The sequence below is a fragment of the Streptococcus sp. HMSC061D10 genome, assembly GCF_001808865.1.
In the GTDB taxonomy this organism is placed as follows: domain Bacteria; phylum Bacillota; class Bacilli; order Lactobacillales; family Streptococcaceae; genus Streptococcus.
This window is the reverse complement of record NZ_KV794997.1, coordinates 176,652-189,861: the sequence shown is the minus strand read 5'-3', so window position 1 is coordinate 189,861 and position 13,210 is coordinate 176,652. Positions and strand designations below refer to the sequence as shown.

The 13,210-nt window shown below is 40.0% G+C and carries 11 protein-coding genes and 1 pseudogene; 11 read left to right on the top strand and 1 reads right to left on the bottom strand.

Translation table 11 applies throughout. The annotated features are described in order from the left end of the window. Window positions 1–138 precede the first annotated feature (138 nt). The 10 genes and pseudogenes from murB (at window position 139) to HMPREF2728_RS02315 (ending at window position 10,581) form a co-directional block, all read left to right on the top strand. Window positions 139–1,044 carry a UDP-N-acetylmuramate dehydrogenase gene (gene murB, locus HMPREF2728_RS02360; protein WP_045763349.1) on the top strand — a complete coding sequence of 302 codons (906 nt, stop codon included), beginning with the start codon at window positions 139–141 and terminating at the stop codon, window positions 1,042–1,044. Window positions 1,045–1,205: 161 nt separating this feature from the next. Next, complete coding sequence (locus HMPREF2728_RS02355; protein ID WP_075226933.1) at window positions 1,206–2,363, top strand: ABC transporter ATP-binding protein; 1,158 nt, start codon at window positions 1,206–1,208, stop codon at window positions 2,361–2,363. Then, on the top strand, window positions 2,344–3,150 hold the full coding sequence (locus HMPREF2728_RS02350) for an ABC transporter permease (RefSeq protein ID WP_000754116.1): 807 nt from the start codon (window positions 2,344–2,346) through the stop codon (window positions 3,148–3,150). Before HMPREF2728_RS02355 ends, HMPREF2728_RS02350 begins: the two co-directional genes overlap by 20 nt. Continuing rightward, window positions 3,147–3,920, top strand: coding sequence for an ABC transporter permease (locus tag HMPREF2728_RS02345; protein ID WP_045763347.1), 774 nt, complete (start codon window positions 3,147–3,149; stop codon window positions 3,918–3,920). Before HMPREF2728_RS02350 ends, HMPREF2728_RS02345 begins: the two co-directional genes overlap by 4 nt. Next, window positions 3,917–4,987, top strand: coding sequence for an ABC transporter substrate-binding protein (locus HMPREF2728_RS02340; RefSeq protein ID WP_075226932.1), 1,071 nt, complete (start codon window positions 3,917–3,919; stop codon window positions 4,985–4,987). The genes HMPREF2728_RS02345 and HMPREF2728_RS02340 overlap by 4 nt, the downstream gene beginning before the upstream one ends. A gap of 142 nt (window positions 4,988–5,129) precedes the next feature. After that, window positions 5,130–5,381, top strand: coding sequence for a hypothetical protein (locus tag HMPREF2728_RS02335; RefSeq protein WP_049503189.1), 252 nt, complete (start codon window positions 5,130–5,132; stop codon window positions 5,379–5,381). 273 nt (window positions 5,382–5,654) lie between these two features. After that, the gene (locus HMPREF2728_RS02330) at window positions 5,655–6,140 is read left to right on the top strand and encodes an LURP-one-related/scramblase family protein (RefSeq protein ID WP_075226931.1); all 486 of its coding nucleotides are present in this window, start codon (window positions 5,655–5,657) and stop codon (window positions 6,138–6,140) included. Window positions 6,141–6,156: 16 nt separating this feature from the next. After that, window positions 6,157–8,775, top strand: coding sequence for an alanine--tRNA ligase (gene alaS, locus HMPREF2728_RS02325; protein WP_075226930.1), 2,619 nt, complete (start codon window positions 6,157–6,159; stop codon window positions 8,773–8,775). A 142-nt stretch (window positions 8,776–8,917) separates the two neighbouring features. Next, window positions 8,918–9,921, top strand: a pseudogene (locus HMPREF2728_RS02320) (NADP-dependent oxidoreductase). 15 nt (window positions 9,922–9,936) lie between these two features. Continuing rightward, window positions 9,937–10,581, top strand: a complete 645-nt coding sequence (locus tag HMPREF2728_RS02315) for a TetR/AcrR family transcriptional regulator (RefSeq protein WP_075226929.1) — start codon at window positions 9,937–9,939, stop codon at window positions 10,579–10,581. 98 nt (window positions 10,582–10,679) lie between these two features. Here HMPREF2728_RS02315 and gdhA read toward each other — a convergent pair whose 3' ends face one another. Continuing rightward, entirely contained in the window at window positions 10,680–12,026 is a 1,347-nt protein-coding gene (gene gdhA, locus HMPREF2728_RS02310; protein ID WP_075226928.1) for an NADP-specific glutamate dehydrogenase, read from the bottom strand. Between the two features lie 229 nt (window positions 12,027–12,255). Between gdhA and HMPREF2728_RS02305 the strand changes: the two genes are divergently transcribed. Then, a complete protein-coding gene (locus HMPREF2728_RS02305; protein WP_075226927.1) occupies window positions 12,256–13,191 on the top strand; it encodes a dihydroorotate oxidase in 936 nt (311 codons plus the stop codon). The last annotated feature ends 19 nt before the right edge of the window (window positions 13,192–13,210 follow it).

The window sequence follows — 13,210 nt, the reverse complement described above, 5'->3', positions numbered from 1 at the left end:
TATGTCTAACTTTTGGGGTGCAGTTCAAAAGAGGTTCTTCCTCTTTTTAGTTTGAGCTTTTGAAAAAGCTAACCAAATCATCGAAAAATAGAGCTAAAAATGGTATAATGGAATGAATTTTATAAAAGGAATAGAAAAATGACCGTATTAGATAAACTAAAAGAAACCTTAGAAGGAATTGATATTCGATTCGATGAACCGCTAAAAACTTATACCTATACCAAAGTTGGAGGGAAGGCAGATTATTTAGTATTTCCTCGTAATCGCTATGAGATGGCTCGTGTGGTAAAATTTGCCAATCAGGAAAACATTCCTTGGATGGTTCTTGGAAATGCAAGTAACATTATCGTTCGTGAGGGTGGAGTACGTGGTTTTGTAATCATGTGTGACAAGCTTAATAACGTTTCTGTTGATGGCTATACCATCGAGGCAGAAGCTGGAGCTAACTTGATTGAAACCACTCGTATTGCACTCCGTCATAGCTTGACTGGTTTTGAGTTTGCTTGTGGAATTCCAGGAAGCGTTGGTGGTGCTGTCTTTATGAATGCTGGCGCTTATGGTGGCGAGATTGCTCATGTTCTCCAGTCTTGTCAGATCTTGACTAAGGAAGGTGAAATCGAAACCTTGTCTGCTAAAGACTTGGCCTTTGGTTACCGTCATTCAGCCATTCAAGCATCAGGAGCAGTTGTCCTATCTGCTAAGTTTGCCTTAGCTCCAGGTAATCACCAAGTTATCAAGCAAGAAATGGACCGCTTGACCCACCTTCGTGAACTCAAGCAACCTTTAGAGTATCCTTCATGTGGATCAGTTTTTAAACGTCCAGTGGGTCATTTTGCTGGGCAATTGATTGCAGAAGCTGGTTTGAAGGGTTATCGTATTGGTGGCGTAGAAGTTTCAGAAAAGCATGCAGGCTTTATGGTCAATATTGCTGATGGAACTGCCAGAGATTATGAAGACTTGATTGAGTCTGTCATTGAAAAGGTTAAAGAACACTCAGGTGTTACTCTCGAGCGAGAAGTTCGTATCTTGGGTGAACATGAGTAAATACTAGAAATAGCTTAGCAGCTACTAACTAGAATGTCGAGGGGGTGAAAGCCTATCGGTAGTGCAGAAGAATGTAGGCAGTTCAATCTCCTACAAGAGGTAGTAGCGGCCTGACAGAGCCCTGATCTGTTAATCTATGAAAAAGAAGGAATAAATGACAATTGAAAAAACCAATTATCGAATTCAAAAACGTTTCTAAAGTTTTTGAAGATAGCAACACCAAGGTTCTCAAAGATATTAATTTTGAGTTGGAAGAAGGGAAATTTTATACACTGCTAGGAGCATCTGGTTCAGGTAAATCAACCATTCTCAATATCATCGCCGGTTTGCTAGACGCAACGACTGGAGATATTTTACTGGATGGCGTGCGAATCAATGATATCCCGACCAATAAGCGCGATGTTCATACAGTCTTCCAATCTTATGCCCTGTTTCCACATATGAATGTCTTTGAAAATGTTGCCTTTCCATTGCGTTTGCGTAAGGTCGATAAAAAAGAAATCGAACAACGTGTATTAGAAGTTCTAAAGATGGTACAGTTGGAAGGTTTCGAAAAACGTTCCATCCGTAAACTATCTGGAGGACAACGTCAGCGTGTAGCTATTGCCCGTGCGATTATCAACCAACCCCGTGTGGTACTCTTGGATGAGCCTTTGTCAGCCTTAGACTTGAAGTTGCGAACAGATATGCAGTACGAATTGCGTGAATTGCAACAACGATTGGGTATTACCTTTGTCTTTGTTACCCACGATCAGGAAGAAGCCCTGGCTATGAGTGACTGGATTTTCGTTATGAATGACGGTGAAATTGTTCAGTCAGGAACACCAGTTGACATCTACGACGAGCCAATCAACCACTTTGTTGCAACCTTTATCGGTGAATCAAATATCCTGCCAGGCACCATGATTGAGGACTACTTGGTCGAGTTTAACGGCAAACGTTTTGAAGCGGTTGACGGTGGTATGAAGCCAAATGAACCGGTCGAAGTCGTCATTCGTCCAGAGGACTTGCGCATTACTCTGCCAGAAGAAGGAAAACTTCAAGTGAAGGTCGATACGCAGCTATTCCGTGGAGTGCACTATGAGATTATTGCTTATGATGAACTTGGTAATGAATGGATGATCCACTCAACTCGTAAGGCCATCGTTGGTGAGGAAATTGGTTTGGACTTTGAACCAGAAGATATCCATATCATGCGTCTCAATGAAACAGAAGAAGAGTTCGATGCTCGTATCGAAGAGTACGTAGAAATCGAAGAGCAAGAAGCAGGTTTGATCAACGCTATCGAGGGGGAAAGAGATGAAGAAAACAACCTCTAAACTCTTTGTAGTGCCCTACATGCTTTGGATTGCACTCTTTGTATTGGCACCCTTGGTCTTGATATTCGGGCAATCCTTTTTCAACATCGAAGGCCAGTTCAGTTTAGAAAACTATAAATCCTATTTTGCGTCACAAAATTTAACCTATCTCAAAATGAGTTTTAACTCAGTTCTCTATGCTGGGATTGTAACTCTAGTGACGCTTCTTATCAGCTATCCAACAGCCCTCTTTTTGACTCGTCTCAAACACCGTCAACTCTGGCTCATGCTGATTATTTTGCCAACATGGATCAACCTTCTCCTTAAAGCCTATGCTTTTATCGGGATTTTTGGGCAAAATGGCTCTATCAACCAATTCCTCGAATTTATCGGAATCGGTTCGCAGCAGTTGCTCTTTACGGATTTCTCATTTATCTTTGTAGCAAGTTATATCGAACTTCCATTTATGATTTTGCCAATCTTCAATGTCTTGGATGATATGGATAATAATCTCATCAATGCCAGCTATGACCTTGGTGCAACCAAGTGGGAGACCTTCCGCCATGTCATCTTCCCTCTGTCTATGAACGGGGTGCGAAGTGGAGTCCAATCTGTCTTTATCCCAAGTTTGAGTCTCTTCATGTTGACCCGTTTGATTGGGGGGAACCGAGTGATTACTTTGGGGACTGCCATCGAGCAGAACTTCTTGACCAATGACAACTATGGTATGGGTTCAACTATTGGTGTTGTTCTTATCCTGACCATGTTTATCACTATGTGGGTGACTAAGGAAAGGAGAGAACGATGAAAAAATTATCAAATCTTTATCTAGCCTTTGTCTTTATCGTCCTCTATCTGCCAATCTTTTACTTGATTGGTTATGCCTTCAATGCTGGGGATGATATGAATAGCTTTACAGGCTTTAGTTTGTCTCACTTTGAAACCATGTTTGGCGATGGAAGACTCATGCTGATCTTGGTTCAAACCTTTTTACTAGCCTTCCTATCAGCCTTGATTGCGACTGTTATTGGGACTTTCGGTGCTATCTACATCTACCAATCACGCAAAAAATATCAAGAAGCCTTCCTATCACTCAATAACATTTTGATGGTTGCCCCAGACGTTATGATTGGTGCCAGCTTCTTGATTCTCTTTACACAACTCAAGTTTTCACTTGGATTTTTGACAGTTCTGTCTAGTCATGTGGCCTTCTCCATTCCAATCGTAGTGCTTATGGTTTTGCCTCGATTGAAAGAGATGAATGGGGATATGATCCATGCGGCCTATGACCTTGGAGCTAGCCAGTTCCAGATGTTTAAGGAAATTATGCTTCCTTACCTAACACCGTCTATCATTGCAGGTTACTTCATGGCTTTCACCTATTCATTAGATGACTTTGCCGTGACCTTCTTTGTAACGGGGAATGGCTTTTCAACCCTCTCAGTTGAGATCTACTCTCGTGCTCGTAAGGGAATTTCGCTGGAAATCAATGCTCTTTCAGCCTTGGTCTTCCTCTTTAGTATTATCCTGGTTGTCGGATATTACTTCATTTCACGTGAGAAGGAGGAGCAAGCATGAAACGACTCTATTCATTTTTAGCAGGAATTTTAGCGATTATCCTTGTCTTATGGGGAATTTCTTATCATCTTGACAGTAAAATCAATAGCCGTGATAGTCAAAAATTGGTTATCTACAACTGGGGAGACTATATCGCCCCTGAACTTCTGGAAAAATTTACAGAAGAAACAGGAATCCAAGTCCAGTACGAAACCTTTGACTCCAATGAAGCCATGTACACGAAAATCAAGCAGGGTGGAACAACCTATGATATTGCTATCCCGAGTGAGTACATGATTAACAAAATGAAGGACGAAGACCTTCTAGTTCCACTGGATTATAGTAAGATTGAGGGCATTGAGAATATCGGTCCAGAGTTTCTCAACCAGTCCTTTGACCCAAACAATCAGTACTCTATCCCATACTTCTGGGGGACCTTGGGAATCGTCTACAATGAGACTATGGTGGAAGAAGCGCCTGAACACTGGGACGACCTTTGGAAGCCAGAGTATAAAAACTCTATTATGCTCTTTGATGGAGCGCGTGAAGTACTTGGTTTAGGTCTTAACTCACTAGGCTATAGCCTCAACTCTAAAGATCCACAGCAGTTGGAGGAAACAGTAGATAAGCTCTATAAGCTAACACCGAATATCAAGGCTATTGTTGCGGATGAGATGAAGGGTTATATGATTCAGAACGATGCTGCCATCGGTGTGACCTTCTCAGGAGAAGCCAGCCAGATGCTGGAGAAAAATGAAAATCTTCGCTATGTCGTACCGACAGAGGCAAGTAATCTCTGGTTTGACAATATGGTCATTCCTAAGACTGTCAAGAACCAGGATGCAGCCTATGCCTTCATCAATTTTATGTTAAAACCTGACAATGCTCTAAAGAACGCAGAGTATGTCGGCTATTCAACACCAAACAATGCTGCTAAGGAAATGCTTCCAGAGGAGACAAAAGAAGACAAGTCCTTCTATCCAGATGCAGATACTATGAAACACCTAGAGGTCTATGAGAAATTTGACCATAAATGGACAGGTATCTACAGTGACCTCTTCCTACAATTTAAGATGTATCGGAAGTAGGAGTATTTGAAAGAAAACGAATCAGTAACAACTGGTTCGTTTTTTGAATAGTTGTATAGCTGTGTATTTTTACTATCCTATTTGCTTATTTTATAGCCTAGTAGTATACTAAGTTTATAATAATAGAAAGCGGTAACAAATCATGAAAATGTCTACTTTTTTCAAAAAAAGTTATTGGCCAACCTTTTTGATTGTTCAGCAAACTGTTATACTATTCTCTCTAAAGGATGGTTTGGATCGACAATACCTAACAACTGATTCCATACATTTGGTGATAGGGTTCTTTATATTTGTAAATATTTTCGAAGCTATCTTTAACAATTCAAAACTTTGGAATAAAAGTTGGGATAAAAAGAAAAATGGTAGTAAGAAAAAATATATCCTGAAAAAGTAACCAGAGATATAGGGAGTTGGTTATTTAAATGAGGATTATTTCCAGTTGACGCAGACTTAAAAAAACGATATAATAAGAAAGTTGAGAATTGATTTTCTCTCCATCTTAGTTAAGAGAATTGGCGGTGCTGCGAGCCATCTAAGATAGAAAATCATGCTACTCAATCTAACAATTGCATAAGAATCAAAGAATGACAAGTTCATTGAATGAAGGTGGTACCGCGGTTTTTCGCCCTTCGTGATATGGATTTGTCTTTTATTTTTGGAGGTGTTTATGAGAACATTTCTTGTCAAACAAAAATTTCGCTTAGGTGGTGAACGCTTTGATATTAAGGATGAGTTGGGCAATGTCGCCTATCAGGTTGAGGGTTCATTTTTTAAGATTCCTAAAACCTTTACCATCTATGATGTTGCTGGTGAACAGGTCAGTGAGATTAGTAAGGAAGTCTTAACTTTCCTACCTCGTTTTGAGATTCAACTCAGTAATGGAGATCATTTTTATATCCGAAAGAAGTTGACTTTCTGGAAGGATAAGTATGAGTTTGACAATCTCGGCCTTCGCATCGAAGGAAATGTCTGGGATTTGAATTTTAAATTGCTGGACGATCGTGACCAAGTGATTGCTGAGATTACCAAGGAACTTTTCCATTTAACCTCTACCTATACCGTAACCGTCTATGACGAATCTTATGCTGACCTAGTCATTTCCCTCTGTGTTGCTATCGACTATGTGGAAATGCTAGAAAGCCAATCAAATTAGTAAAAAGGAGATACATATGAAACAATTATCTAGTGCACAAGTCCGCCAAATGTGGCTTGATTTCTGGGCTACAAAAGGCCACTCAGTAGAACCATCCGTTAGCTTGGTTCCAGTAAACGACCCAACACTTTTGTGGATCAACTCAGGGGTTGCCACTCTTAAAAAATACTTTGATGGAACAATCATTCCTGAAAATCCACGTATTACCAATGCTCAAAAGGCTATCCGTACCAACGATATCGAAAACGTAGGGAAGACTGCTCGTCACCATACTATGTTTGAAATGTTGGGGAACTTCTCAATCGGGGATTACTTCCGTGATGAAGCCATTACTTGGGCATATGAGCTTTTGACAAGCCCTGAGTGGTTTGACTTCCCTAAAGACAAACTTTACATGACTTATTATCCAGATGACAAGGATTCATACAACCGCTGGATTGAAATGGGAGTAGATCCAAGCCATTTGATCCCAATCGAAGATAATTTCTGGGAAATCGGTGCGGGACCTTCTGGACCTGATACAGAAATCTTCTTCGACCGTGGAGAAGCCTTTGACCCTGAAAACATTGGTCTTCGTCTTCTTGCAGAAGATATCGAAAACGACCGTTATATCGAAATCTGGAATATCGTATTGTCACAATTTAACGCTGACCCTGCTGTTCCTCGTAGCGAGTACAAAGAATTGCCACACAAAAACATTGATACGGGCGCTGGTTTGGAGCGTTTGGTGGCGGTTATCCAAGGGGCTAAGACAAATTTTGAAACTGACCTCTTCATGCCAATCATCCGTGAAGTTGAGAAATTGTCTGGTAAGGTTTACGACCAAGATGGCGATAACATGAGCTTCAAGGTTATTGCAGACCATATCCGTTCTCTTTCATTCGCTATCGGTGATGGTGCCCTTCCTGGAAATGAAGGTCGTGGTTATGTCCTCCGTCGTCTTCTTCGTCGTGCCTCTATGCATGGTCAAAAATTGGGTATCAATGAGCCTTTCCTTTACAAACTCGTTCCAACTGTTGGAAAAATCATGGAAAGCTACTACCCAGAAGTGCTTGAAAAACGTGGCTTTATCGAAAAAATCGTTAAGAGCGAAGAAGAGTCATTTGCTCGTACTCTTCACTCAGGTCAACACTTTGCCCAAGGCATCGTAGCAGACTTGAAAGAAAAAGGTCAATCTGTCATCGCCGGTCAAGATGTCTTTAAACTCTATGATACATACGGATTCCCAGTGGAATTGACAGAAGAAATCGCTGAAGAAGCAGGGATGACTGTAGACCGTGAAGGTTTCGAAGCAGCCATGAAAGAACAGCAAGAGCGCGCGCGTGCGTCAGCTGTCAAGGGTGGCTCAATGGGTATGCAAAATGAAACCCTTCAAAACATCACTGTAGAAAGTGTCTTCAACTACAATGCTAGTCAATTGTCTTCTAAGTTAGTGGCTATCGTAGCGGACAATGCTGAAGTAGAAGCTGTAGATGAAGGAAATGCCTCTCTTATCTTTGCAGAAACACCTTTTTACGCTGAAATGGGTGGACAAGTTGCGGACCATGGTCAAATCTTGGATGCTGCAGGAAATGTCGTAGCGACTGTAACAGACGTTCAAAAAGCACCAAACGGACAAGCATTGCACACCGTTGAAGTTCTTGCTCCTCTTGCTTTGAACCAAGAATACACTTTGGCTATCGATAGCAATCGTCGTCATCGTGTCATGAAGAACCACACAGCCACTCACTTGCTCCATGCGGCTCTTCATAATATTCTTGGCCATCATGCAACTCAAGCAGGTTCACTTAATGAAGTAGAATTCCTTCGCTTTGACTTCACTCACTTCCAAGCTGTCACTCCTGAAGAATTGCGTGCTATTGAACAACAAGTCAATGAGAAGATTTGGGAAGCCATCGCAGTAGAAACAGTTGAGACTGATATTGACACAGCTAAAGAAATGGGAGCTATGGCCCTCTTTGGTGAGAAATACGGTAAGGAAGTTCGCGTTGTCACTATCGGTGACTACTCAGTAGAGCTTTGTGGTGGTACCCACGTTGGCAATACTTCTGAAATCGGCCTCTTCAAGATTGTTAAAGAAGAAGGTATCGGATCAGGAACTCGTCGTATCTTGGCAGTGACTGGTAAGGAAGCCTTCGAAGCATACCGTGAACAAGAAGATGCACTGAAAGCAGTAGCAGCAACCTTGAAAGCACCTCAACTCAAGGAAGTCCCTCATAAGGTGGAAGGCCTTCAAGAACAACTCCGTCAATTGCAAAAAGAAAATGCAGAATTGAAGGAAAAAGCGGCAGCAGCGGCGGCAGGCGATGTCTTCAAGAATGTTCAAGAAGCAAATGGCCACCGTTACATTGCCAGCCAAGTTTCAGTATCAGACGCAGGTGCCCTTCGTACCTTTGCGGATAACTGGAAACAAAAAGATTACTCTGATGTCCTTGTTCTTGTCGCAGCTATCGGTGACAAGGTCAATGTCCTTGTAGCTAGCAAGACAAAAGAGGTGCATGCAGGTAATGTGATTAAAGAATTAGCTCCAATCGTCGATGGACGTGGTGGTGGTAAACCAGATATGGCCATGGCAGGAGGAAGCAACCAAGCGAAAATCCAAGAATTGTTGGATGCCGTAGCAGGTAAATTGTAAGAAAATAAAGATCTATCCACTCGGATAGGTCTTTTTGTTTAAAAATCATAGAGCAGTTGATTTCTTTGAAGAATAAGCGTATAATATATAAAAAATTAATTGAGTGCTCACTCAATTTGTTAGGGATTAGGAGAATTAGATAATGGTTATTAAAGCAATACAGTATAATCGTTTTGGTGATGAAAAAGTTCTAGATTTAGTAAATATTACATCTGAACCATTAAAAATGAATCAAGTTAGGGTAGCAGTATTTGCTGTTGGTTTAAATCCTATTGATTATAAAACTTTCGAGGGGGCAAAGCCACTTCGTTTTTTGACTTTCTTAACAAAATTAAAACAACCAAGTCGTTGGTTTGAATCAAAATCATCTTTATTTCCAAGAGGAGTAGCTAGGGATTTTGCTGGTGTTATAACGGAAATTGGTGAACAAGTGAGCCGTTTTTCAGTAGGTGACAAGGTTTTTGGAACAATAATAAGTGATCCTGGACTTGGTACTAAGAGGGGGGCGTTAGCAACAGAAATTTGTGTTAGCGAATCAGAAATTGCATTGAAACCAGACAATATTGATATGTATCATGCTGCTACTATGGGGGTGGCTTCTTTAACAGTCGGTGGTGCTTTTAGAGGAATTAATTTAAATTCTAAAGATGTTGTAGTTATTTCAGCAGCTTCAGGTGGCATTGGTAGCATTGCAGTACAGTATGCGGTTGCTAAGGGCGCAACTGTTATTGGTATTGCGAGCAAGGAAAATGCAGAATATCTAGAATCATTAGGTGCTATACCAGTATCTTATAAAGAGGATGTCCAAAAGTCTCTTTTATCATAGCTCCAAAACCTATTACAAAATTTTTGGATTGCTATGGTGGTGATTATGTCAAATTAGCTTTTAGGTTGGGATTGAAGGGTACGTCTATTGGAACTCTAGTACTTTCACCATATGTTTTAATAAGAGGAGCTCAGTTCACAGGTCCGAGACATTCCACTTATGATGATTTTAAAATTCTAGAGGAGATGGTCTCAGATGGAAAAGTTCAGCTGAATATTGAGAAAGAGTACAGTTTTTCTCTGGAGTCAGTTAGAGAGGCATATCGTAGTCTGAAATTAGGACATACTCGTGGTAAAAGAATTATTAAAATAAGAGAGTAAATAGAGGGGGCAGGAATGGAAAGTATAGAATATAAGTTTGCTGAGACATTAAAAAGCAGTGAATTAAGTTTAAAACAACGTCAAGTATTAATATCCAGTTTAAAATTATTTTCCGAGATTGGTTTTGAAAATACAACATCTAATCTTATTGCTGAACATGCTGACGTCTCAGAAGGAACAGTTTTTAGTTATTTTAAAACCAAGGAAGGTATCCTAGATGCTATTTTATCTAGATTTCTTGAACAAGTCATTCCAGAGGTCATTGCTGATTTTTCAGATAAGAGATTTACAATAGGGCAAGAAACCTTTTCACTTTTTCTAAGAAGCATCGTTCAGGATAGGTTAGTCTTTATTCATAACAATAAAATGCAAGTTAAAATTCTGTTGAGTCGTTCACTGATTGATAAATCTATTTCTGAAGAGTTAGGAAATATTATTGTTCATTCTATCATTAATCCAATTACACCAGTTTTGAATCAGTTTAAAAAAAATGGTGTTATTCGAGATTGGTCAAATGAAAGGATCGTTCGCTATATTTTAGCTTTAAGTCTTTCTTATATTGTACCTATGATTATAAATGACAAAGAAGATATAAACATTGATAAAGTAACAAATGAAATTGTCGAATGTCTTTCTTTTTCCTTAGTTATCGTAAAATAACTTTTAATTTTAAGTTCACTAAAAAATTTAGTGAGCTCTTTTTTAAACCAAAATAAAAATCCCCAATCGGAGTGATTGAGGATTCAGCATATTTTATCTTAAACAATACCTTGGGCAATCATAGCGTTTGCTACATTTTCAAAGGCTGCAATGTTTGCACCTGCAAGGTAGTCACTACCAAGACCGTAAGTTTCTGCAGTTGTTTTTGCAGTGTTGAAGATGTTTGTCATGATATCTTTCAAACGACCGTCAACTTCTTCACGTGTCCATGAAAGGCGAAGACTGTTTTGGCTCATTTCGAGAGCAGATACAGCTACACCACCAGCATTGGCAGCTTTGGCAGGTCCGTATAGGATTCCATTTTCCTTGTAGACTTTGATAGCTTCAAGGTCGCTAGGCATGTTAGCACCTTCAGATACACAGATAACTCCTTGAGCAACCAAGCGTTTCGCAGCTTCACCGTTGATCTCGTTTTGAGTCGCACATGGAAGAGCGATATCGTAGTTTCCAGTGTAAGTCCATACAGAACCTTCGTAGTAAGTAGCAGTTGGTTTTTCTGCAGCGTACTCAGTCAAACGAGCACGACGTTTTTCCTTAACATCTGTAAGAAGGTCAAAGTCGATACCATTTTCATCGATGACATAACCATTTGAGTCAGATACAGAGATAACAGTTGCACCAAGTTCAGTTGCTTTTTGAAGAGCGTATTGAGCTACGTTACCAGAACCTGAAATCACAACTTTCTTACCAGCAAAGCTGTTGTCGTTAGCTTTAAGCATTTCTTCAGTGTAGTAAACCAAACCGTAACCAGTTGCTTCTGGACGGATCAAGCTACCACCAAATCCAAGAGGTTTACCAGTCAAGACACCAGCATCAAATTGGTTGAGGCGTTTGTATTGTCCGTAAAGGTAACCAATCTCACGTCCACCAACACCGATATCACCAGCAGGTACGTCAAGAGATGGTCCGATGTATTTTTGCAATTCAGTCATGAAGCTTTGGCAGAAGCGCATCACTTCAGCATCAGTTTTGCCTTTAGGATCGAAGTCTGATCCACCTTTACCACCACCGATTGGAAGTCCAGTCAAAACGTTTTTAAAGATTTGTTCGAATCCGAGGAATTTCAAGATCCCTTGGTTTACAGTTGGGTGGAAACGAAGTCCGCCTTTATATGGTCCAACGGCTGAGTTAAATTGAACACGGTAACCACGGTTAACTTGAACTTTTCCATCACGGTCAACCCAAGGAACACGGAAAGAAATCACGCGCTCAGGTTCTGTGATACGTGCCAAGATATTTTCTTCAATATACTCAGGGTGTTTTTCAAAGACAGGCTCCAAAGTGCTGAAGAATTCTTCAACCGCCTGGAGAAATTCAGCCTCATGCCCGTTACGAGCTTTTACAGTTTCAAACACGCTTTGGATATATTCTTTAGCAGATGTCATATCGTTCTCCTTTTTGTTGTCATATTTTATTACATGAGACATTATAGCAGAAAATTTTTTCAGTGTAAAGAAAAAAACATAAATTTTCTAAAAATTCTTTCAATTTAAAATGACTGATTCAAAACATGCTAAAAAACGAACCTTTTCTATGGAAATGGTTTTATTGAAAAGCAAAAGTCAAAGTATGGTATAATAATAGACATAAAAAGGAATCTGGAGGAACAGAATCATGGTATCAACTAAAACACAGATTGCTGGTTTTGAGTTTGACAATTGCTTGATGAATGCAGCAGGAGTTGCTTGTATGACAGTTGAGGAGTTGGAAGGTGTCAAAAACTCAGCAGCAGGAACCTTTGTCACTAAAACAGCAACCTTGGAATTTCGTCAGGGAAATCCGGAACCACGTTATCAAGATGTTCCACTTGGTTCTATCAACTCTATGGGGCTACCAAATAATGGTTTAGATTATTACTTAAACTATCTTTTAGAGTTACAAGAAAAGGAAGCAAATCGTACCTTCTTCCTATCTCTAGTTGGCATGTCTCCAGAGGAAACTCATACCATTTTGAAAAAGGTTCAAGAGAGTGATTTTCGTGGTCTAACTGAACTCAACCTCTCATGTCCAAATGTTCCTGGTAAACCTCAGATTGCCTATGACTTTGAAACTACAGATCGTATCTTGTCAGAAGTCTTTGAGTATTTTACAAAACCATTAGGAATTAAGCTTCCACCTTATTTTGATATTGTTCATTTTGACCAGGCTGCAGCGATCTTTAACAAATATCCGCTCAAGTTTGTCAATTGTGTCAACTCTATTGGAAATGGTCTTTATATAGAAGATGAGTCAGTCGTGATTCGTCCTAAGAATGGCTTTGGTGGGATTGGTGGAGAATACATCAAACCAACAGCCCTTGCTAATGTCCATGCTTTCTATCAACGCTTAAATCCAGAAATCCAAATCATCGGAACTGGTGGTGTGCTTACAGGACGTGATGCCTTTGAACATATTTTATGTGGTGCCAGCATGGTACAAGTAGGAACTACTCTTCATAAAGAAGGAGTAGGTGCTTTTGAGCGTATTACCCAGGAACTAAAAGAAATCATGGTGGAAAAAGGTTATCAAAGCCTAGATGATTTCCGTGGTAAATTACATTATATTGATTAAATAAAAGTGAAACTAAAAA

Excerpts from the sequence above, each read along its gene's own strand:
- murB (WP_045763349.1), top strand. The coding sequence starts at position 139 with ATGACCGTATTAGATAAACTAAAAGAAACCTTAGAAGGAATTGATATT.
- HMPREF2728_RS02350 (WP_000754116.1), top strand. The coding sequence starts at position 2,344 with ATGAAGAAAACAACCTCTAAACTCTTTGTAGTGCCCTACATGCTTTGG.
- HMPREF2728_RS02345 (WP_045763347.1), top strand. The coding sequence starts at position 3,147 with ATGAAAAAATTATCAAATCTTTATCTAGCCTTTGTCTTTATCGTCCTC.
- HMPREF2728_RS02340 (WP_075226932.1), top strand. The coding sequence starts at position 3,917 with ATGAAACGACTCTATTCATTTTTAGCAGGAATTTTAGCGATTATCCTT.
- HMPREF2728_RS02335 (WP_049503189.1), top strand. The coding sequence starts at position 5,130 with ATGAAAATGTCTACTTTTTTCAAAAAAAGTTATTGGCCAACCTTTTTG.
- HMPREF2728_RS02330 (WP_075226931.1), top strand. The coding sequence starts at position 5,655 with ATGAGAACATTTCTTGTCAAACAAAAATTTCGCTTAGGTGGTGAACGC.
- alaS (WP_075226930.1), top strand. The coding sequence starts at position 6,157 with ATGAAACAATTATCTAGTGCACAAGTCCGCCAAATGTGGCTTGATTTC.
- HMPREF2728_RS02315 (WP_075226929.1), top strand. The coding sequence starts at position 9,937 with ATGGAAAGTATAGAATATAAGTTTGCTGAGACATTAAAAAGCAGTGAA.
- gdhA (WP_075226928.1), bottom strand. The coding sequence starts at position 12,026 with ATGACATCTGCTAAAGAATATATCCAAAGCGTGTTTGAAACTGTAAAA.
- HMPREF2728_RS02305 (WP_075226927.1), top strand. The coding sequence starts at position 12,256 with ATGGTATCAACTAAAACACAGATTGCTGGTTTTGAGTTTGACAATTGC.